This is a genomic window from Desulfogranum marinum (assembly GCF_963675105.2).
In the GTDB taxonomy this organism is placed as follows: Bacteria; Desulfobacterota; Desulfobulbia; order Desulfobulbales; family Desulfobulbaceae; genus Desulfogranum; species Desulfogranum marinum.
Map to the genome: position 1 here is coordinate 162977 of NZ_CAXXRO010000005.1, position 22405 is coordinate 185381.

Annotated in this window: 15 protein-coding genes; 9 read left to right on the forward strand and 6 right to left on the reverse strand. The window is 48.7% G+C overall.

Features of this window, described 5'->3' with window-relative positions:
* The first annotated feature begins 374 nt into the window (after window positions 1–374).
* The 5 genes from ACHZCY_RS21275 to ACHZCY_RS21295 are packed head-to-tail and all read left to right on the forward strand — an operon-like array spanning window position 375 to window position 7092.
* Window positions 375–1310 (forward strand): NADH-quinone oxidoreductase subunit B family protein, encoded by a 936-nt coding sequence (locus ACHZCY_RS21275; protein ID WP_205222592.1) that lies wholly within the window; start codon window positions 375–377, stop codon window positions 1308–1310.
* A 22-nt stretch (window positions 1311–1332) separates the two neighbouring features.
* Window positions 1333–2877: a nickel-dependent hydrogenase large subunit gene (locus ACHZCY_RS21280; protein WP_205222593.1), complete on the forward strand. Its 1545-nt coding sequence runs from the start codon at window positions 1333–1335 to the stop codon at window positions 2875–2877.
* A gap of 3 nt (window positions 2878–2880) precedes the next feature.
* Window positions 2881–3327 (forward strand): hydrogenase maturation protease, encoded by a 447-nt coding sequence (locus ACHZCY_RS21285; protein WP_319550328.1) that lies wholly within the window; start codon window positions 2881–2883, stop codon window positions 3325–3327.
* Entirely contained in the window at window positions 3324–6158 is a 2835-nt protein-coding gene (locus ACHZCY_RS21290; protein WP_319550329.1) for a PAS domain-containing hybrid sensor histidine kinase/response regulator, read from the forward strand. Before ACHZCY_RS21285 ends, ACHZCY_RS21290 begins: the two co-directional genes overlap by 4 nt.
* Window positions 6159–6174: 16 nt before the next feature.
* On the forward strand, window positions 6175–7092 hold the full coding sequence (locus ACHZCY_RS21295) for a diguanylate cyclase domain-containing protein (RefSeq protein WP_319550330.1): 918 nt from the start codon (window positions 6175–6177) through the stop codon (window positions 7090–7092).
* Between the two features lie 26 nt (window positions 7093–7118).
* On the opposite strand, the gene ACHZCY_RS21300 is transcribed toward ACHZCY_RS21295, so the two are convergent.
* Entirely contained in the window at window positions 7119–7865 is a 747-nt protein-coding gene (locus tag ACHZCY_RS21300; protein ID WP_319550331.1) for a creatininase family protein, read from the reverse strand.
* A gap of 389 nt (window positions 7866–8254) precedes the next feature.
* On the opposite strand from ACHZCY_RS21300, the gene ACHZCY_RS21305 reads away from it, so the two are divergent.
* The 3 genes from ACHZCY_RS21305 to ACHZCY_RS21315 are packed head-to-tail and all read left to right on the forward strand — an operon-like array spanning window position 8255 to window position 12905.
* The gene (locus ACHZCY_RS21305) at window positions 8255–10036 is read left to right on the forward strand and encodes an FAD-dependent oxidoreductase (protein WP_205222598.1); all 1782 of its coding nucleotides are present in this window, start codon (window positions 8255–8257) and stop codon (window positions 10034–10036) included.
* Window positions 10033–11856, forward strand: a complete 1824-nt coding sequence (locus tag ACHZCY_RS21310) for a 2-oxoacid:acceptor oxidoreductase subunit alpha (protein ID WP_205222599.1) — start codon at window positions 10033–10035, stop codon at window positions 11854–11856. The genes ACHZCY_RS21305 and ACHZCY_RS21310 overlap by 4 nt, the downstream gene beginning before the upstream one ends.
* Complete coding sequence (locus ACHZCY_RS21315) at window positions 11853–12905, forward strand: 2-oxoacid:ferredoxin oxidoreductase subunit beta (protein ID WP_205222600.1); 1053 nt, start codon at window positions 11853–11855, stop codon at window positions 12903–12905. Before ACHZCY_RS21310 ends, ACHZCY_RS21315 begins: the two co-directional genes overlap by 4 nt.
* A gap of 101 nt (window positions 12906–13006) precedes the next feature.
* Here the strand turns inward: ACHZCY_RS21315 and nhaB are convergent, their stop codons facing one another.
* Window positions 13007–14629, reverse strand: coding sequence for a sodium/proton antiporter NhaB (gene nhaB, locus ACHZCY_RS21320; protein WP_319550332.1), 1623 nt, complete (start codon window positions 14627–14629; stop codon window positions 13007–13009).
* A 611-nt stretch (window positions 14630–15240) separates the two neighbouring features.
* Here nhaB and ACHZCY_RS21325 point away from each other — a divergent pair.
* A complete protein-coding gene (locus tag ACHZCY_RS21325; RefSeq protein ID WP_319550333.1) occupies window positions 15241–15609 on the forward strand; it encodes a DUF423 domain-containing protein in 369 nt (122 codons plus the stop codon).
* A 42-nt stretch (window positions 15610–15651) separates the two neighbouring features.
* Here the strand turns inward: ACHZCY_RS21325 and pyrC are convergent, their stop codons facing one another.
* Genes pyrC through aceE form a run of 4 tightly spaced genes read right to left on the reverse strand, consistent with a single transcriptional unit; the run spans window position 15652 to window position 22117 of the window.
* Entirely contained in the window at window positions 15652–16653 is a 1002-nt protein-coding gene (gene pyrC / locus ACHZCY_RS21330; protein ID WP_205222603.1) for a dihydroorotase, read from the reverse strand.
* Window positions 16654–16700: 47 nt separating this feature from the next.
* Complete coding sequence (gene lpdA / locus ACHZCY_RS21335) at window positions 16701–18107, reverse strand: dihydrolipoyl dehydrogenase (RefSeq protein ID WP_319550334.1); 1407 nt, start codon at window positions 18105–18107, stop codon at window positions 16701–16703.
* Between the two features lie 24 nt (window positions 18108–18131).
* Window positions 18132–19445, reverse strand: coding sequence for a 2-oxo acid dehydrogenase subunit E2 (locus ACHZCY_RS21340; RefSeq protein ID WP_319550335.1), 1314 nt, complete (start codon window positions 19443–19445; stop codon window positions 18132–18134).
* A 14-nt stretch (window positions 19446–19459) separates the two neighbouring features.
* A complete protein-coding gene (aceE, locus tag ACHZCY_RS21345; RefSeq protein ID WP_319550336.1) occupies window positions 19460–22117 on the reverse strand; it encodes a pyruvate dehydrogenase (acetyl-transferring), homodimeric type in 2658 nt (885 codons plus the stop codon).
* Window positions 22118–22405: the final 288 nt, after the last annotated feature.

The window sequence follows — 22405 nt, forward strand, 5'->3', positions numbered from 1 at the left end:
TTTCTTAATTTGTTGGAGAAAATTACAATTATAGTGAAATATTCTGAGCTCTTACAAGGCTAGTGTCAAGTGAAAAATAAATGGAAATATAATAGAATCTAATGGGTGGAAGAGCTCCAGCCCTGTGGTTATTCTGTTGACTCATGTCTCCTCAGGTCATAGACTTCAATATGAGCCGATTTCTGCTATTTGTCGTCCGTGAAAGTAGCTCGTCGGCAGGCTCTTAAGGGTTATATGGTTTGCAGGTAAATGTTTTTTTTGATTGGGTCTCGTCTCTTGGTTACTTCAACCAACGCCTCACTGATTATGCGTAATAGTCATGCTCTTCGTTGATTGATCGAGAGAAGATTTCAAGCTTGGAGGGGGAAAGTTTTGTGAAGACCGCATATTGGTTACAAGGAGGGGGGTGTGGAGGAGACACCTTTTCCTTTTTAAGTAGTGAATTCCCAAACGTTGTAGAATTATTGCATTCATTGAACATTAAATTACTCTGGCACCCTTCATTTTCTCATGTATCACCAACTGAGCATGATCAATTATTTACACGTATTTTGACAGGTGAGCAGCCTTTGGATATTCTGTTGGTGGAAGGTTCAATTATCTGTGGACCGGCAGGAACGGGAATGTTCCATACCAAAAACGGTCAACCCAAAAAAGAAATTGTCTTCAGCCTCGCATCAATGGCTCAAAATGTTCTGGCTGTTGGTACATGTGCCTCATTTGGAGGATTCGGATCAGATACCGTCATCGAGGCCAAGGGGTTACAGTTTACTAAACGGGAAAAGGGGGGATTTCTTGGTGTTGACTTTACCGCTCAATCGGGTCAACAGGTTATTAACCTTGCAGGCTGTCCCTGCCATCATGACGTAATTACCGGAGCCATTGCATCGGTTGCTAATGGTATTCAGCTGGAACTTGATAAATATCAGCGTCCGCTTGAATGGTACGGTACAACTGTGCACCAGGGCTGTACCCGTAATGAGTATCATGAATACAGGGTCGAAGAATCTGATTTTGGAGAGATGGGCTGTCTGTTCTTTCATATGGGTTGCGCTGGGCCGCTGGTGCCCGGCCCTTGTAATAAATTACTCTGGAACCAACAATCCTCAAAACCCAGGGCAGGGGTTCCTTGTTTCGGCTGTACGGATCCTGAATTCCCTAAAGCTTCACCTTTCTTCGAAACTCCCAATATTGAAGGCATTCCACTCTCGCTTCCCATGGGAGTAAACCGCGCTCATTACATGGTGTATAAAGGTATGGCCGCTGCTGCAGCACCTGAGCACCTTCAGAAAAGAACCTCGAAAGTATAACTTGATCAAGGCAGAGGAAGGTATGACAAAGATATCAAAGAGAATCAATCTGCCCATCAACAGAGCGGAAGGTGATCTCGAAATTCAGGTAGAGATCAAAGATGACACGATCGTTGACGCCTGGAGTGCAGGAACCATGTATCGTGGATTCGAAGCAATGATGATTGGAAGGGGAGCACGTGATGGCTTAGTGGTCACTCCCCGTGTCTGCGGCATCTGCAGCCTCACTCATCTTACCGCAGCGGTTGAGGCTCTGGATGAAATTACCGGGATTGCACCTCCTGACAATGCTCGACGTCTTCGTAATCTTGCTTTGATGGTTGAATCCATCCAAAGCGATATTCGACAGGCTGTGCTGATGTTCATGGCAGATTTTGCTAATCATGATGCCTACCAACACCATCCATTAGGTGATGATGCACGTCGCAGATATAATCCATTGGAGGGTGAAAGTGCCATTCAAGTCATCCGGGAAACCAAACGATTACTGCAAATAGTCGCCATTATCGGTGGACAGTGGCCGCATACCTCGTTCATGGTTCCCGGTGGAGTTACCTCGATCCCTGAAATTGCCAAGATTCAGCAATGTAAATTAATTTTCGAGCGATTTTGTCAATGGTACGAACGGAGTATTCTCGGTTGCAGTGTTGAACGCTGGAATCGAATCAAAAGCATCAACGACCTTGAGGCCTGGCTTGATGAAAGTTCGTCGCATCGAGAAAGTGAAGTTGGCTTTTTTATGTGTTTTTCTCGACAGGTAGGTCTTGATGCACTTGGGAAAGGTCCCTGTCGATTTCTTTCCTACGGCAACTATACCCTTCCTGATGAAACAACAGTAAAAGGAGTTGGAGGCAGACTGTTTCGAGCAGGTTTTTCCACCGGTGTTGAAGTGGAACCGTTTGATTCCTCAATAATTACGGAAGATACCTCTCATGCATGGTTTGAAAAAACAGACAAGGCGTTGCACCCTTTTGCAGGTGAGACAAAGCCATACGCCTCTGGCCATAGCGGCCGGCAGTATTCATGGATCAAGGCTCCCCGGTATGGAGGCCAGACCGTAGAAACAGGGCCCTTGGCAGAGATGATTATCAACGGGCACCCCCTTTTTCAGGAGATGGTCAAAGATAAAGGCCCCTCTGTCTTTGCCCGAGAACTTGCACGTCTTGTTCGTCCTGTTTCACTTCTTGGAGCTATGCGTATATGGCTGGAAGAGCTTTTGGAAAAGAGAAATGAGACCTTTTATTTTCCGGTTGGAACCATTCCGGACGGTGAAGGTGCCGGGTTGATACAGGCAGCCCGAGGTGCTCTCGGCCACTGGGTAAAGGTAAAGAACAATAAAATTGCCCATTATCAAATTATTACCCCAACTGCCTGGAACGGCTCTCCGCGCGATAGTTTTGGGGTACGTGGGGCGTGGGAAGAGGCTCTGGTCGGGACGACGATTAAAGACATACACAATCCTGTTGAAGCTGGTCATGTGGTCCGATCTTTTGACCCATGCCTTGTTTGTGCCGTCCACTGTATTCAAAAAGGTAGAAAAAAAGGATTTCTTACGGTTGGAGTGTAGGCTGTGAAGCGCTGTATAATTTGTATCGGCAACCGGTTCATAGCTGATGATTCTGCAGGTCTCGCTGTTTATGATAAACTATGTGAGATGCAACCGTTTGGAGCCGAAATTGAACTCGTTGAAGGGGGGGTATCCGGTCTTAATCTTTTATCTTTTTTAGAAAATGGGGGACGGGTTGTTTTTGTCGATGCGGTGCGGCGAATGGCCGACCCTGGTGAGGTGGTAGTACTGTCAGCAAAGGATATCGTTTCCACGCTTTCGCAAGACCATTTCGGGCATGAGGCGGGGGTTCCTTATTTATTATCAGTACTTCCCAAGGTCTGCGAGGGAGAATTACCAGAAGAAATACTGCTTGTCGGCATTGAAGGTGGGTATACCTTACAAACGATCGAGACTGCAGCTGATTTGAGCCTTACTCTAGCGCTCAAAGGCATGAAGGACTTGGCATGACGGGAAAAAGTAAAAAAGAACTGCAGATGGAAATCGACATGCTGCGGAGTGAACTTAAAGTAGCGAGGGAAGCCGCTGAAATAACCTCTGAATTTGTTGTTAAACAATTTGAGCAAACCGAACGTATGTTGCATCGTGCGCAAATGGCGGATGCCGAACGGCAGGCCGTACTTGATGCTGCGACCCAACTCTCCATCATCGCCACTAACCTTGATGGAACCATTCAGCTGTTTAGTAAAGGCGCCGCAACGCTTTTGGGATACCATCCTGATGAAATGGTCGGTAAGCATAATATTCTTTCCCTTCATCTTTCCGAAGAACTTGATCATTACGGCAAAGAGATGAGTGCTCTCCCCGAATCGGACCTTCATAACATGAAGGTCTTTGATCAGTTCGTTAAGCAAAAGCATAGTAGGGCACGTGAATGGATTTACGTGTGCAAAGACGGCCACCATCTACCTGTAAGTCTTTCAATCACCAGTCTTTCCGATCCGGGGGGAGGAAGCAAAGTCGGTTATCTGTTTACAGCCATGGATATGACCCTGCAAAAACAGATGGAAAGAGAGTTAATACACTCAAAGGAACTCGCTGAATCAGCCAATACATCGAAAGGTGATTTTTTGGCGCGAATGAGCCATGAAATTCGGACTCCAATGAATGGTATCATCGGTATGACCTCTTTATTGCAGAAGACACCGTTGATTCCAAAACAATCTGACTATGTCGATAAAGTACTGCTTTCCGCAAACACGCTGCTCAATCTTATAAATGACATCCTTGATTTTTCTAAGATCGATGCCGGCAAGCTCCATCTTGAAGAGGTTCCCTTTAGCTTGGAAGATGTTCTTGGTAACATCGCAAATGTGGTCGGCATGCAGGCTGAGGAAAAAGGGCTTGAATTCCTCTTTCACGTGGATCCCCAAATAAATTACTGCCTTATAGGCGACCCTTTACGATTGGGCCAGGTATTGATGAACCTGGCAGGCAATGCCGTAAAATTCACAGAACAAGGAGAAATCGTAATCTCCGTTCTGTTGGAGGACCTTCAAAAGGATGAATTGACACTTCAATTTTCCGTTCGTGATACAGGTATCGGTTTGCAAAAGGACCAAGTTCCCGGGCTTTTTTCTGCGTTCAGCCAGGCTGATGATTCGATTACCAGGAAATACGGCGGCACTGGGCTTGGCCTTGCCATCTGTAAACAACTGGCAGAGATGATGGGAGGACGGATATGGGCGGTAAGCGAACCTGGACAAGGCTCGGATTTCTTTTTTACAACCAAGCTTCGTATCTCTGCCAAGAAGAAAAACCAACGTTCGAGAAGAGGGAAACTGCCTGAAGGGCTGCGGGCTCTTGTAGTCGATGACAATAAGACGGCACGAGATGTTCTCGTCTCTATACTCACCTCACTAAACATAACCGTCGACACCGCTGTTGATGGCCAATCGGCAATTAAACTTCTTAATGAGGCCATGGAACAAGGAGTGGCGTACGATGTGGTTCTACTTGACTGGATAATGCCGGGGATAGACGGCATCGAAACGGCAAGAAGAATTAAATCCCATACATCCCATGCGAAAATTCCTGCAATGTTGATGGTGACGGCCAATGGCAGGGAAGAGGCGTATGTAGAGGCCGCCAACGTTGGCATGGATGCGTTCTTGTTAAAGCCCGTATATGCCTCCGTCATCTATGACACATTACTCGAAAATCTCGGTACTGGAACTATTTCAGGGACGAGGAAGATCAAGGATACAAAACAGGATGTAGATTTAGAGAAAATTCAGGGAGCACACATTCTGCTTGTTGACGATAATAGTATTAATCGTCAGGTTGCGACGGAATTCCTCGAAGATGTGGGGATAACGGTTAAAACCGCAGCAAATGGGAAAGAATGCCTTGCTGCTCTTAGTCGCGAACAATTTGACCTTGTGTTAATGGATATTCAGATGCCGGATATGGATGGTCTTGAAGCAACCAGAAGGATCCGTCAGGAGAGTCGATACATGGACTTGCCGATTATTGCCATGACTGCTCACGCCATGTCCGGTGATCGCGAAAAAAGTATCGCCGCCGGGATGAATGAACATATAACCAAGCCAATTGATCCGGATATACTGTATCGGGCACTGCGGCAATGGATACCCGCAAAACAACTCGATCAGCAGGATAGCCGGATTATTGTTCCTCTTGCTCCTGCCGAAGAGAATCACCTTGATGCGCTACCTATCATGCCTGGTATTAATCAGGAACAAGCATTGAAGGTGTTAAACGGTAAGTACCAGCTGTTTCTTACTATGCTTTATGACTTCCAGAAAAGCTACAGTACCCTGCCTACGCTCCTGCGAGAGTTTTCCAGAACCAACCGATGGGATCGTATACAAGAGTATGCACACACTGTTAAAGGGGTGTCTGGATATATTGGAGCTGCCTCATTATTGAAAAAAGCAGAGGCCGTGGAACATGCTTTGAAAAAAGGGCAAAGTGAAGAGGCAGCGGTTCTGCTTATACCTTTTATCGACGAGGCAGATAGAGTTCTTTCCTCTCTCAGCCTCCTTCCAGCAAAGGAAGAATGCGCTGTTTCGCAACCTGATGAGGTTGTCCCCGTTGAGCAGGCCGATATGCAGCAACAGGGAAAACTCTTACAACAACTCATCAATCACCTGCAACAAGGTGAGGTGGCGGCTGAAGAACAATTTGGGGAAATTAAAAAAGGATTGTCCGGTCGTGGGATGGATAAACAGCTACAAGCTCTCGCTCAACTGATTGAGGACATTGAATATGAGCAAGCCGCTGAATCGGCAAGAGAGCTCTTAACGCTAATTCAGTAAAAGAGTCGTAACGATTATGGCGCAAGGTGATAAAAAAGAACGTATTCTGATTGTCGATGATGAAAAAATGAACCTGAAAGTGCTGGCTGATCTGCTTAAGGAAGATTATTCCCTTGTACTCGCCAGAAGTGGTTCTCAGGCATTGAAACATGCACAAAGTGACAGTCCACCTGACTTAATTTTACTCGATGTCGTTATGCCTGAAATGGGAGGCTACGAGGTCATCAAAAATCTGAAAAACAACGACCGTACGAAAAAAATCCCTGTTATCTTCGTCACTTCTCTTAATTCAATAGAAGATGAAGAACAAGGGCTCAGGCTTGGGGCTGTAGACTATATCGCAAAACCCTTTTCTCCACCGATCGTGAAAATGCGTGTTCGAAATCATTTACGTATTGTTCATCAATATAATTTGTTGGATCAACTGGCTTATCTCGACGGCCTAACGGAAATCCCCAATCGCCGCCGATTTGGAATAGTTTTCGATAATGAATGGTCACGTGCAATTCGTAATAAAACGCCTCTTTCCCTGGCCATGTTGGATGTGGATTATTTTAAACAGTATAATGATAACTATGGACATGCAATGGGAGACATTGCTTTGCAAGATATAGCAAAATCTTTGCAAACATCCCTTTTGCGTCCTGCTGATTTTATTGCTAGATACGGTGGCGAAGAGTTTGTAATGATACTCCCAGAGACAGATCTTGACAGCGCAAAGGTCGTTGCTGAGCGATGCCTCTACCAGGTCACAGCTCTTAAAATTCCCCATGAGTACTCCCCTGTGGCCGATTATTTATCCATTAGTATAGGGGTGGTCACGATAAATAAACATGATGATCTCTTTCGGGATGACCTTCTGTCGATAGCAGATAAGTATCTCTATACAGCAAAACAGAATGGCAGGAATCGTGTCTACGCCAGTTCCAACTGAAAGAAAAGAATTATGCTCGATAAGTATCAGCGCTGTTCAACAAGCCCCATTTCCATGTAATGGGACAACTTTTTGCAAAGATCATCCACAGCGGCGTTTAGAATAGCTGCTCCTGTTTCCCGGTCAGCCAGCCAGGGGGCAGAGTCCATCCGTCCATCCGGGTAGGTCGTTTTCATCTCTGCGGCAGTCATGGGCCAGTATGTGTCCTGTACATCTACTTTTCCAGGGCTGGTTTCTTTATGGGTAAATGCTTCAGGCCGCATATGCATGGTTAACGAAATCTCAGAAGGGGTTGCGTGCCTCCCTTCCTTGTGATCAAAGCATTTGCTGTTAAACCGTTTCACTCCTGTGCACTCGTACCAGGAAAAGATTTCCAATATGCCCGGAATATTCTCCATTTTACTTTGCTGAAAAGCTGTTCGCAGGGCATGCCGATTCCCACCGTGGCCATTGATAAAAAAAATGCGCCTGAATCCGTGGCCGGCAAACGAGCGAATAAGGTCGCAACAGACGGCAATCATGGTCTTTGGACTGAAGGTGGCGCTTCCTGCAAATTGCATATGGTGGGGCGAAATACCGTAGTTCACGGTTGGCGCCACCATAATGCCTAACTTTTCGCCTGCAGATCTGGCCACTGCCTCAGCGGCAATAAAATCAGTCCCTATCAAGCCGTAAGGGCTGTGTTGCTCAACCGCACCGATGGGAATGAGCAGGGTGTCGTTTTTTTGCAGGTACGCCTCAACTTCAGGAAAAGAGCATTCTTCAAGCAGCACTTGTCGCCTCCATTATGGGGATTGTATTGTGGGGTAGAAACGTTGATGAGCTGTCCCCTGAATTCCCCCTGATCAACCTATAACAGGTAACCTCACCTTCATCTCAAGCTGTAACTGTTATGCAGTGCTCCCTTTTCCTGCTTGAGCATCCGCAGAGTAAGCGCTGATACCATAGAGCATTGCTGAGCAGTTACCAGATTTTTTAATATTCCCACAGGTTGGCGGCAATTGTAAACCGTATAGTGTTTATTGATGGTTGCTTTCTTTCATCTGGTTGCAGAAAATGACTTTATTTTTTGTATTAAAATTTTATAATTACGAAGATTGTGATAAGAATTCTCGTTTTTTTTAGGGAGAATAAAATTACTGCTTCCGCAGGAGTTACTGATTTGAAACCTACAAATATCAAAGATATTGAATATTTTCACAAGGTCATAGATTGCCAGTGGGCCTGTCCCGCGCATACGCCGGTACCGGAATATATACGGTTGATCAATGAAAAACGTTATGACGAAGCCTACATGATCAATTGGGTTTCCAACGTGTTTCCAGGTATTTTGGGGCGTGTTTGCGATCGTCCCTGCGAGCCGGCTTGCAGGAGAGGGCGTGTCGAGGATGACGCTGTTGCTATCTGTAGGTTGAAACGGGTTGCTGCTGATAATAGAAAAGAAAATATTGAAACATTTTTCCCTCCGATTCCTGATCGGAAAAATGGGAAAAGAATTGCACTCATCGGTGGCGGTCCGGCCTCGTTGACTGTTGCCCGCGATCTGTTGCCCCTTGGGTACGAAGTGGATCTATACGATGATCAGTCCACCGGGGGGGGCTTCATGCGTAGTCAGGTCCCTTCCTTTCGCTTACCGGAACGTGTTTTGAACGAAGAGGTCGGCTACATCCTCGACATGGGGGTAACCACTCATTTTAATCATTATGTGAGCAGCATGCGAGATATGCTGGCTAAAGACTATGATGCCGTTTTTGTCGGGACCGGAGCACCCAAGGGGAGAGATCTTCCTGATCTACCCGGCAGGAAAGACGGGGATGCCTCTATCCATGTAGGTATTGACTGGCTTGCCTCCGTTGTTTTTCGGCATGTAGAATCCATCGGGAAGAAAGTGCTGGTTTTGGGCGGCGGCAACACGGCCATGGATTGCTGCCGTACGGCCAGAAGGCTTGGCGGCGAGGATGTTCGGATTGTTGTTCGCAGTCCTAAAGCGGAAATGAAGGCCTCTCCCTGGGAAATAGAGGATGCAGAGCGGGAAGACATTCCCATTTATGAGAATCATGTTCCTGTTGATTTTGTTGTTGAGCAAGGCAAGCTTGTCGGCATGCATTTTGAGAGGGTTGAAGCCCGCTACGACGACCAGGGCAAACGAACCCTGGTGCCCACTGGTGAACCTCTTGTGTTTATGGAGTGCGACGAAGTATTGATCGCCGTGGGGCAGCTCAATGCATTTCCATGGATTGAGGAGGATGTTGGCATCGAATTTGATGAATGGGGCCTGCCTGTCTTAAAAGAAGGTACCTTCCAATCCAGTCTTGAGCATGTGTTTTTTGGCGGTGATGCCGCCTTTGGCCCGAAAAATATAATTACGGCTGTTGCCCATGGGCATGAGGCCGCAATTTCCATAGATCTTTTTTGCCGCGGAGAGTCCCTTGCTGTACGGCCACTGCCCAAAGTGCATCTGGAGGGGCAGAAGATGGGTGTTCACGACTGGCTGTATCATAATCAGATAGATGATGAGCACAGGCAGGCAGTCCCAATGATGGACAAGGCCAAGAGCTTAAAAGACAGATTGCTTGAAGTAGAATTGGGTTTTGATCAGGTTGTTGGTCATACGGAAACCCTGCGCTGTCTCAATTGCGACGTGCAGACCGTCTTTCGTTTTGAAGAGTGTATCGAGTGCGATGCCTGCGTTGATTCGTGTCCGGAACGGTGCATTAACTTTGTTGATAATGGAACAGAGGAAGAGTTGCGCATCCGGCTCCTCGCACCTGCAAAGCAGCTTGACCAGGACCTCTACGTTTCAGATGTACTGCCTACGGGCAGGGTAATGGTCAAAGATGAAAATGTCTGTCTTCATTGCGGCATCTGCGCTGAAAGATGCCCAACCTCGGCCTGGGAAATGCAGAAATACACCTACAAAATACCACTTGCGGGTCATAAATGAAAAATATTGAATCTACCAACGATTTTGTCATTCGATTTGCCAATGTTAACGGTTCCGGTTCTGCCAGTGCTAATAATCTCTTTGCCAAGGCTGTTTTTCGAATGGGGGTTCCTGTCAGTCCCAAGAATATTTTTCCTTCTAATATTCAAGGGCTGCCAACCTGGTATGAAGTGAGAATCAATGAGCAGGGCTATCTCGGCCGGCATGGTGATGTGGATATGGTCGTTGCGATGAATGGGCAGACCATGAAGAAGGATTATGAAGGTTTGCTTTCGGGGGGGTATTTCTTCTACGATTCGTCGCGCAAGTTGTCCGAGGAGTATGGGCGGGATGATGTCGCATTGATCGGCATCCCTTTGACCAAACTCTGTAATGATGCCTTTGAAAATCCCAAGATGCGGGGACTGCTGAAAAATATAATTTACGTCGGTGCTCTTGCCTTTTTGCTGGATATGGAATTTGAGGTGCTTACCTCTTCTGTTGAAAAGCAGTACCGTAAAAAATCAAAACTTATTCCTCCCAACCTGAAGGCATTGGAACTGGGCTATGCGTATGCCGGGGAAAACTATAGAGGTGTCTGTAAACTTGCCATTTCCAGACGGGATAAGGTAGGGGACGCCGTTATCATGGATGGCAATGCTGCAACCGGTCTTGGTGCGCTCTATGGCGGGGCAACCGTGGTTGGTTGGTATCCGATTACTCCATCCACCTCTGTTATTGAATCTTTTGGTCGTTATGCGGAACGTTTTCGAAAGGACACCGAAACAGGAGAGCTCAAAGCCGCCATTGTTCAGGCAGAAGATGAACTGGCAGCTCTTGGTATTGTTATTGGTGCCTCGTGGAACGGCGCCAGGGCATTTACCGCCACCAGCGGCCCCGGGGTATCACTCATGAGTGAGTTCCTAGGTCTTGCCTATTTTGCGGAAATTCCTGCTGTGCTGGTTAATGTACAGCGTACAGGACCTTCAACGGGAATGCCTACCCGAACCCAGCAGGGAGATATTTTGGCGTGTGGATATGCTTCTCATGGTGACACCAAGCAAGTTTTGCTTTTTCCCTGTAACCCAAAAGAGTGTTTTGATATGACCGCAGATGCCTTTGATCTTGCAGAGCGTTTGCAGACGCCGGTCATTGTGATGAGTGATTTGGATTTAGGGATGAATGACCACATGAGTCCGCCCCTTGATTGGGATGACAGTCGTGCCTACGACCGGGGAAAAGTGCTCGATAAAGATCAGCTGGAAGAACTGGGCGATAGCTGGGGCAGGTATCTTGACGTAGACGGCGACGGCATCGGATACCGGACCTATCCCGGCACCCATCCTACCAAAGGATCTTATTTTACTCGCGGCACATCCCATGATGAGTATTCCAAATATACTGAAGAGAGCGATGCCTACGAGCACAACATGCAACGTTTACTGCAGAAGTGGGAAACGGCCAAGGAACTGGTGCCGGTTCCTGAAGTAATGGTTGGCAATGCACCTGCTACCGCCGGCATGATATATTATGGGACCAGTACGGATGCGGCTCTGGAAGCTGTGGACCAGCTCAGAGAGCAGGGAATAACGATCAACACACTTCGCATAAAGGCGTTTCCTTTTCAGCAGGATGTCGAAAATTTTATTCGGCAACACGACCTGGTATATGTGGTCGAACAAAATAGAGATGGTCAGATGAAGACGTTACTCATCAACGAGTTGGATGTACAGCCCGATCAACTTGTGTCCGTTTTGCACTATGATGGGATGCCTATTACGGCTCGAATAATTTCCAGTGCTATTACTGCATCTATTGCACACAAAGGAGGGAAAGCATGACATTCTTTCGACCCAGTTTCCGACACCCGGACCTGCCTCCCAATGACGCTGGTTATTACCTCAAGGATTACGAGGGTGGAATCTCAACCCTGTGTGCCGGTTGCGGCCATGATTCCACCAACGCTGCCATTATTCAGGCGTGTTTTGAACTGTCGATCCCCCCACATAAAATAGCGAAAATTTCCGGTATCGGCTGTTCCTCTAAAAGTCCTGCCTATCTGCTTGGCAAGGCGCACGGCTTTAACTCGGTGCATGGGCGCATGCCGTCCATCGTCACCGGAGCCAACATGGCGAACCGGGATTTACTCTACCTGGGCATATCCGGTGATGGTGATACTGCCTCCATTGGAATGGGGCAGTTTGCTCACGCTGTTCGGCGAAATCTGAACATGGTCTATGTTATGATGAATAATGGCTGTTACGGGTTAACCAAAGGCCAGTATTCGGCAACTGCAGATAAAGGCTCGGTAGGGAAAAAGGGCGAACCCAACATGCTGGAATCCATTGATCTTTGCGAGATTGCCATTCAACTGGGTGCAGGGTTTGTCGGGCGCAGTTTTTCCGGAGATAAGAGGCAGCTTGTTCCCATGTTGAAAGCTGCCATGTCGCATACAGGTATGGCTTTTATTGATGTTATTTCTCCCTGTGTCACTTTCAATAATACGCCTGGTTCGACTAAAAGCTATCACTGGGTGCGTGAGCATAGTGAGGCCACCAATACGTTTGACTATGTACCGTTTAAGCAGGAGATAACTACCGATTATGAGGACGGGACAACTGAGAGCGTGGTACTTCATGACAACAGTGTCATCCAGCTCCATAAAAAAGATAGCTCCATCCATGTAACAGACAGACGTCAGGCAGTGGATGCCCTGGAGGAACACAAGGAAAAAGGGCTTATACTGACCGGGGTTCTGTATATTGATCCCGACAGTGAGGATACCCATCGTATAATAAACACAAGCCGGCAGCCATTGAACACGCTTGGCAAAAAGGATCTTTGCCCGGGAAACGAGGCGCTGCAGTCGATCAACGAAAGTATGCGCTGAGGTGTCTATAGCAGGAAAAAGAAAGCCCATCACCGGTCATGAAAAAATCATAATCGGTGATGGGCTGTGCAAGACTGCTTAGAGTAGAGCCTTTTACCTGCTTAGAGAAAGAGGTAGGTAGCTGCGAGACCGGTAATGGACATGGTGATGGTGTAAGGAAGGGCCAGGTATACCATGCGGCCATAAGACAACCTGATCACAGGAGCAAGTGCAGAGGTAAGCAGGAACAAGAATGCTGCCTGTCCGTTAGGGGTTGCCACACTTGGGATGTTGGTACCGGTGTTAATGGCAACAGCGAGCTTGTCGAGCTGATGCATCAATGCTTGGGCCTGTTCTGCTGCAGCCTGGGGAAGGGTAGCCAACACTTCGCTGCGGGGATGATGCGGATCTGTGAGCTTATCCATAAGCTCAGCACCGGTCATGCCGATATTTGGCAGGGCATCCAGGGCATGGACAAAGTGGGTTTTGGTTTCCCCGATGTAGACCGTTGCCACAAAGACGTTGTCAGAGATCATGGAGAGCACACCGTTGGCAACATAGTAAGCTGCCAGCTGTGCGTGTCCTTGAAGGCTGAGCACGTATTCAATGACCGGTGTAAAGAGGTGCTGGTCATGGATAACCGCCACAATGGCAAAAAAGACGACCAACAAAGCGGTAAAAGGCAGGGCTTCTTCAAAAGCTTTGCCCAGTTGATGTTCTTCAACCACTCCATTAAGAGAGGTGAGGATAACGATAACCGACAGACCGATGATTCCCACTGCCGCAAGGTGCATGGCCAGGGCAACGATCAGCCAAACACCGGTCAGGGCCTGGATGACCAGTTTTGCACGACCAAGATGACCTCGTTTGGCCTCCATCTGGATTTCTGTTTCCAAGAGATGGGAGCGAATGTTACCAGGCATCTCAACCCCGTAACTGAACCACTTCTTTTTTTCCAGCATATAGCATGTCAAAAGTCCTATTACCAGAACCGGCATGGAGACGGGTGCAACTTTGATGAAAAAGGGAAGGAAGTGCCAGCCCATTTCACTGGCAATAAGCAGGTTTTGCGGTTCGCCCACCAGGGTGCACACTCCACCCAGCGCGGTACCGACAGCCCCGTGCATCATGAGGTTACGGAGGAAACCGCGGAATTGTTTGAGTTCCTCACGTTCGGTTTCCTTTACGGCCAGGTCGCTTGTCAGGTCATGACTTGTCTGCGGATCTTTACCAGAGGCATAGCGGTGGTATACATTGTAGAAACCATAGGCAACAGCAATGATTACCGCTGTAACGGTCAGTGCATCAAGGAAGGCGGAGAGAAAGGCACCGGCAAAACAAAAAAGCAATGCAATGGTGGCCTTGGACTGCACTTTAACCAGGATACGGGTGAACGTGAACTGGAGGAAGTCCTTCATGAAGTAGATGCCGGCCACCATGAAGATCAGCAGCAGGATAACCTCAAAATTATTTAATGCTTCATGAAAAACCGTTTCGGGGCTGGTCATCCCGATAAAAACGGCCTCAATGGCGAGAAGTCCACCGGCAGGTAGCGGATAGCACTTGAGAGCCATTGCAAGGGTGAATATAAACTCAGCAATCAGTACCCATCCGGCAATAAACGGACCTGAGGTCTTGAGGATAATAGGGTTTATAATCAGGAAAAGTAGAATTAAGAATTTGTACCACTTGGGGGCATTTCCCAAAAAATTTCGGGCAAATGCCTGGGGCATGGATTTGGGCATGGGGTAATCTCCTATACGTTAAGTATACACGTTCTAAAGCACACTTCGTTGCACTCACAGACTGGATTGCAAAAGAAATCCGTCAGTACAAAGATTTTGGTGCAGACCTTATGGAAGTTGTAGCCAGTGTGGTCAGCCTGCATAGATTTGTTGGTGAGGACATGGCAAAAGCGGTCCACGGCAAGGCATCCCGTACAGATTGGCAGACATAAAATGGTAGTATCTACCATTTCTTTTTTAAGGGTGTCAAGGAAGACTGCCTGAATCAGATACGGAGAAAACTAGGGCAGCAAGAAGGGGCTCCCGCAGACTGGAAAAGTATGCTATACGGCTGGTGGAATTGCAAAATAATTCCGCGTGTGCGACGCTTGAAAAATAAATATAAATTAGATGGTTAAGGGCTTTTTTGCTCCTGAATAAAAATGTCAGGATAGATAGTGTCTATGTCTATTGTGAATGATTATCACTTAATGATTTTTGTTTATAAAATATTGATACTTTTGATCAGTATTTCTTATGCTGAATGACGGGTGACACATCATTAACAGATGGTAAGGTGGGCACAAGTGTACTGTGCTGGTAAACGTAACCCAAGGTCAAGGGAGTGAGGGATGAAAATTCTGTTTTCAATAGCAGCATTATTAGGTTGCATGGCTGTAGTCCTGGGAGCATGGAGCGGCCATGCAGGATTGCGTATATTGAGCCCGGAACAGATTGCATTGGTACAAAAGGGACTCCGTTATCAGATGCACCATGCATTAGCCCTTTTTGCAGTTTGCTGGGCAATGGGGCAGTGGCCCCAGGCAACAACAGCCATAACCGTGGCGGGAATATTGCTTGCTGTGGGGGTGATTCTTTTTAGTGGCTCTTTGTATGTGCTTGCATTCGACCTCTTTAACCCCGGCTATGTGACCCCTGTGGGCGGAGCAATGATGATTGCCGGCTGGTTGTGGCTTGCCGTTGCTGTATGGCGAGGGTAGCTAAAACAGAAAATCTCGCCACCTGATGAGTTGTGGATTTGCTTACTTTTCGATTGCTGTTACTTGCCACTGAATTTGTTCCCCTGCCAGAAATGGCCGCACAGACCCGTATGACAGCGGAACTGTCCATGCTTCATCGTGGATGTGGACCTTTTTGGGATTTGGGGTAATGCCGTAAAAACGTTGTGCATTATTGGTGACAAAATCAGGTAGCACGTCAAGTTTATCTTGTGCGGCAAACAGTTCCACCAGTTTAGGCAGGGCAACCGGTGCGGAGAAAACACCGGCAGCGCATCCGCAGCATTCTTTGGCATGGGTGGGGTGGGGGGCAGAGTCGGAGCCAAACAAGATCCGCGGGTGTCCGCTGAAAACAGCTGCTCGCAGCGCCTGCAGATCGTGCGGTGTTTTTGCTATGGGTTTACAGAAGAGGTGGGGCTGCATCAGGCCGCCCACCACATCATCCAAGGTGAGCATAAGGTGGTGGAGGGTGACTGTTGCCGCTACATTGGGAAATTCGTCGAGAATGTCCAGAGTGTCTGCGGTGGTGATATGTTCCATGATAATGGCAAGTCGGGGGAAGCTTTCGGCAAGCCACCTGTAGATTGCCAAAAACTCCCGCTCTCTTTCCATGACAAAACCGTTGGATTCGCCGTGAACCAACAGAGGGATCTGCAATTCTTCCATGAGGGCCACTGTTTCGCCGATGGACTCAAAATCAGCGACCCCTGCCTCGCTTTGGGTGGTAATCCCTGCCGGGTACAGTTTGATGCCGATAATGTGCTCTCGAGCAGCTTCCAGTTCCGCTTTGGTGTAGGGGCGGAAAAAAAGCGTCATGTACGGGGTAAAGCTGTCGTCAGCGGCGGCCTCGACGATTGCACGCCTGTAGGCAAGCAGTTTCTGCTGTGAGTCTACAGGGCTTTGCAGATTAGGCATGACAACCGCGCCGGCAAAATGGGCTGCACTCAATGGGGCCACAAGCTGCAGCATTTGCGCCTCGCGGAGGTGAAGGTGCATGTCCAGGGGGGCATTAATGGTCAATTGCATGGCGTTTTTTGGTCTGGTTAGAATGTGAGCTGTAAGTTCTGTTGCGGTTATTTTTTGGACGGCAGGATATCAGTAATAGAGCCATCGACAATCTCCGCGGCAAAGGCCAATGTCTCAGCAAGGGTGGGATGGGCATGAACGGTTTTACTGATGTCTTCGGCATCAGCACCCATCTCCAGTGCCAGCACTGCTTCGTGGATGATCTCCCCTGCATTCACACCGCATATCCCTGCCCCGATAATGCGTCCGTTTTGTTGGTCAAAAAGAACTTTGCTTACTCCGGCTGAGGCGCCTGCACTCAGCGCACGTCCGCTGGCTCCCCACGGGAATTTCCCCTTATTGTATGCAATTTTTTGTGCTTTGGCCTCTTTCTCGGTTAACCCGGCCCAGGCAACCTCAGGGTTGGTGTATGCCACCGATGGAATGGTCAAAGGGGTGAAAGCAGCCTTATGACCGGCAATAACTTCTGCCGCAACCTTCCCCTGGTGAGTCGCCTTATGGGCAAGCATGGGGTCGCCAACAACATCACCTATAGCGTAAATGTGGGGGGTTACAGTTTGCTGCTGATCGTTTACAGCGATAATTCCGTTTTTTCCTGGAGTGATAGCAAGGGCTTCCAGGCCTATCCCATTGGTGTTGGGACGTCTGCCCACCGCTACCAGGACTGCGTCAAATGTTTCTTTTTCCGGAGCCTTGGCTCCTGCAAAGGAAACCTTAATGCCGCTGTCGTCAGCTGTGACGCTGTTGACCTTGGTTTTTGTGAAAATCGTGTATCGTTTTTTCAGTTTGAGAAACAAGGGCTGGATGACGTCCTTATCTGCCGGTGGAATAATGTGATCAAGCATTTCCACGATGGTGATGGATGAACCAAGAGCACTGTATATCTGCGCCATTTCCAGGCCGATAATGCCGCCGCCGATAATGAGGAGCCGTTTGGGGATGGTCCTAAGGGCCAACGCGTCGGAAGAATCCCATATCCGGTCATCGTCGGGGAGGTCGGGCAGCATCGCAGGGGCGGAACCGGTGGCGATGACAGCATCTTTAAAGGTGATACGCGTTGGTTCCTCACCGTTGACAGTGATCGTGGTTTTGTCTGCAAAAACGCCCTCGCCCTGTATTCGCTGAATATTGCGGGCTTTGCATAATCCGTCAAGACCGCCTGTTAACTGCTCAATAATTTTTGTTTTATGGTTGCGAAAGACTTCCAGATCAATGCTGGGCTTTGCATAAGTGATGCCCAGTGTTGCTGCTTCGGCAGCTTCTTCGATAACTGTCGCTCCATGGAGCAAGGTCTTGGATGGAATGCAGCCAACGTTAAGGCAAACACCGCCAAGACGGCTTTCTTTTTCCACCAGGCAGACGGATAAACCGAGATCAGCAGCCCTGAAAGCTGCGGTGTAACCACCAGGACCACCGCCGAGAACAACAACATCGGTTTGGATTTCGGTACTCATGGGCAACTCCTTACAAATGTAAATTTAGAGAAGTGTTTTCTTCAAATCAGCTATATACGCTGCCAAAGTAACGCAAAAGCGGGCGGCCATGGCCCCGTCAATAATCCGGTGGTCATAGGAAACGCTGAAAGGCAGCATCAGACGTGGCATAAATTGCTCCCCATCCCACACCGGCTGCATTTTGCTTCTCGCAAGTCCGAGTATGGCGGTTTGCGGTCCGTTGACAATGGGCGTGAAATTGGTGCCGCCAATCCCGCCCAGGCTGGAAATGGTAAAAGAAGCGCCTTGGAGATTGTTGATGCTGAGTTTGCCTTCGCGGGCAGCCTGGCTGAGTGTTGAAAGTTCAACCGCAATATCGGTGATCCCTTTTTGATCACAGTTTTTAATGACCGGTACCACCAGTCCTTGAGGGGTGTCAACGGCAACACCGATATTATAATACTTTTTGATGATTATTTTTTCGTCAGGCACCAGCGAGCTGTTAAAAACCGGGTACTGTTTCAAGGCAGCGATCACTGCTTTGATAATAAGCGGCAACGGGCTGACGCGGACCTGCTCTTGGGGCAGCTCGCTGTTGAGTTGTTTGCGGAACTGCTCCAGTTCCGTGATGTCGGCTTCGTCAAAGTGGGTCACATGGGGGATGTTGAGCCAGCTTTTATGGAGATGCGGGCCGGACACCTTCTGGATTCTTCCGAGGGGCATTTCTTCTATGGGGCCATGGGCGGAAAAATCCTCCAAGGCAATTTCTGGAAGCACCTTGTCCGTTTTTCCGGGAGCTGTTGCCTTTTGGTTTTGTTGGTGGAGAAGGTGTTTGACCAGGGTTTGCACGTCTTCTTTTAAAATGCGGCCTTTGGGCCCTGTTGCCGTAACCAGAGCAAGGTCGACCTCCAGTTCACGCGCATAGCTGCGAACAGAAGGTGTAGCATGGTACTCTCCACCCTGCTGTGGTTGTTGGTCCATAACCGGGGGTGGTGACGCCGGCTGGTCGTCTGCAGGAAAAGGGCGACCCTCCTGTACCGGTGGCGGTGTGGTATCCTGCGGCTGCTCCGGCTCTGTAGTTTGCGTGTCAGGTTCCTGTTCCTGGACACTTTCTTGTTCCGCATCGGTCTGGATAGAGGCGATAGGAGCACCGCTTTGTACAGTCTGTCCTTCTTGCACCAACAGTTCCGAGACGGTCCCAGCAAAAGGAGACGGTATATCCATCACTGCTTTATCACTTTCCAGGGCTATGATCGAATCGTCCACTTGGATTATGTCGCCGGGTTGGACAAATACTTCGACAACGGTGATTTCCTGAACATCTCCAAAATCAGGAACTGTCATAGTTTCAATAGCCATATTGTTTGCTCCTGTTATTGGTTGTGAGAGTGGGGAGTTTCGGTGGCAATATTATATGCCTTCAGGGCTTCTGTAACTTTTTCAATGGGCAGGTCTCCTTGATCGGCAAGCGCTTTAAGAGCGGCAATGGTGATGTGGTACCTGTCGACTTTAAAAAAGTCCCGCAATGCTTCACGAGAATCACTGCGGCCAAAGCCGTCGGTCCCGAGAATTGTAAGTGGATTAGGGAGCAGGCGGCGTATTTGTTCCGGATAAGCCTGCACATAATCTGTGCTGATTACAGCAGGTCCGGGGTGATCAGCCATGACTTGGGTGACATAGGGAATTTTTGCCTGTTGGTCAGGATGCTGCCTGTTCCAGCATTCTGTTTCCATGCCGTCGCGATGTAACTGGTTTATCCCCAGTACAGACCATACGTCAGCGGCAACATCAAAATCCTTTGCCAGGAGTTCTGCTGCGGCAATCACTTCGCGGAAGATGGCGCCGCTGCCCATGAGCTGCACCTTGAGCGTGCTCTTTTCGCCACGTTGGAAGAGGTACATCCCCTTACATATTCCCTGTTCGCTTCCTTCCGGCAACGCAGGCTGTGGGTAGTTTTCATTGAGGAGTGTTATGTAGTAGTAAATGTCCTCGCCGTCTTTATACATTCTCTGTATCCCGTTTTGAATGAGAACGACCAGCTCATAGGCAAAGGTCGGATCGTAGGCTTGGCATGTTGGGATAGTAGAGGCGTAGAGCAGGCCCTGGCCGTCTTGGTGCTGCAGACCTTCTCCATTAAGGGTGGTTCGGCCAGCTGTGGCTCCCATGAGAAAGCCTTTTGCCCTGGCATCGGCAGCAGCCCAGAGCTGGTCGCCGATTCGTTGAAATCCAAACATGGAGTAAAATGTGTAAAACGGTATCATGGGCACGCCGTAGTTGGTGTGTGCCGTTGCTGCTGCCATCCAGGAGGAGATGGCCCCTGCCTCGGTAATCCCCTCTTCAAGGATTTGCCCCTGGGGATCTTCCCTGTACCACGCCACTGATTCGGAGTCCTGCGGTTCATAGAGTTGACCGGTAGGAGCATAAATGCCTAGTTGCCTGAACAGCCCTTCCATTCCAAAAGTGCGTGCCTCATCGGGTATGATGGGTACCACATTTTTGCCAATATTTTGGTCCTTGACCAGTGCTCCTAGCAGGCGCACAAATGCCATGGTGGTAGAGAGTTGTCGTTCTTTTGAAGAGGTGAGCAGGGTTTGAAACTGTTCCAGGAGCGGGGTTGATAATGGTATGTGTTTCGTTTCCCGATAGGGGACCGGTCCTCCGAGTTTTTCTCGTTGCGTCTGGAGAAATTGTTCTTCGAGACTCCCTTGGGGCGGTTTTATAAACGGCAGTGCCGTGAGCTGGTCATCCTCCAGGGGGACATGAAAGCGGTCGCGAAATGCCTTGAGCGATTCCACATCCATTTTTTTCACATTATGGGCGACCATCACAGATTCGCCGGCCTGGCCCATGCCGAATCCTTTGATGGTTTTAATCAGGATAACGGTGGGCTTTCCCTGATAGGCAGCGGCAGCGGTAAAGGCTGCGTAGACCTTTCGTGGGTCATGCCCACCACGGGTCATCTGCCAGAGTTCATTGTCGGATATATCTTCAACAAGTTTTGCCAGCTCCGGGTCGTCACCAAATATTTTTTCCCTCAGGTAGGCCGGACCGCGAGCTCGTATTGTCTGAAAATCGCCGTCTACCATGGAGCCGAATTTTTGCAGGAGCCTGCCTTCGGTATCGCGTTCTAGGACTTTATCCCACTCCGTGCCCCACAGCACTTTGATCACATGCCAGCCGGCGCCACGGAATTTTCCTTCCAATTCCTGGATGATTTTTCCATTGCCACGCACCGGGCCGTCAAGGCGCTGCAGGTTGCAGTTGACAACAAAGATCAGGTTGTCGAGCTGTTCTCGCGATGCCAGCGAAAGTGCGCCCAGAGATTCCGGCTCATCAGATTCTCCGTCACCCATGAAAACCCAAACCTTTCTGTCCCCGGCAGGTTTCAAGCCGCGGCTGTCCATATATTTCATGAAGCGTGCCTGGTAAACGGCAGCCATTGGACCTAACCCCATGGAAACAGTAGGGAATTGCCAGAAATCAGGCATCAGCCATGGGTGAGGGTAAGAAGAAAGACCATGACCACCTACTTCCTGGCGAAAATTAACCAGATGTTGTTCGTCCAGCCTGCCTTCGACAAAAGCACGTGCGTACACGCCTGGAGAGCTGTGCCCTTGGAAATAGACCATGTCTGCCCCTGACTCGGCATGGGGGCCGCGAAAAAACCAGTTAAATCCTACCTCGAAAATAGCAGAAACCGATGTGTAGGTTGCAATATGACCGCCCAGGGCCTTGCCGTCTTTGTTGGCCCTTGCCACCATGGCCATGGCGTTCCAGCGGACATAGGCGGCAACGTTGCGAGCAATAAACGACTCTTCCGGGATCGGTGTTTCCTGCTCAGGAGAGATAGTGTTGCAGTAGGGTGTAAGTATGCCGGGGGAGGTGGATACGCCTTTTTCCCTGGCACGGTCGGTGAGAGTCCGGAGGAGGTAGTCAGCTTTCTCTTTGCCCTCTGTCCTGATGACTCCATCAAGTGATTGGAGCCAGTCTGTGGTTTCCGTTGGATCCGGGTCATTATAATAATAACTCATGCCACGCCTCCTGATCTTTTATTTTAGGTACTTTGAAAAAGCGTATCTTTCTATCTCCACCCGGCAAGTGTCGACTCCGAGTCTATGCAATTTTTTGCCACAGGCATATGGCTCATCTCAAAGTCTACGCTTGCCTTCCGGGGTAAAATATTAAATATAATCTAAATTCTGCACGTCGAATGTTAGAAAAAATAAATTCTACTTTAAAAAACAACATATTGAGCAGACAATTGATTTGAAGTTCTCTTCACTGTTTTGAGTGAACCTCTTTTTTCTCACCTTCAACGC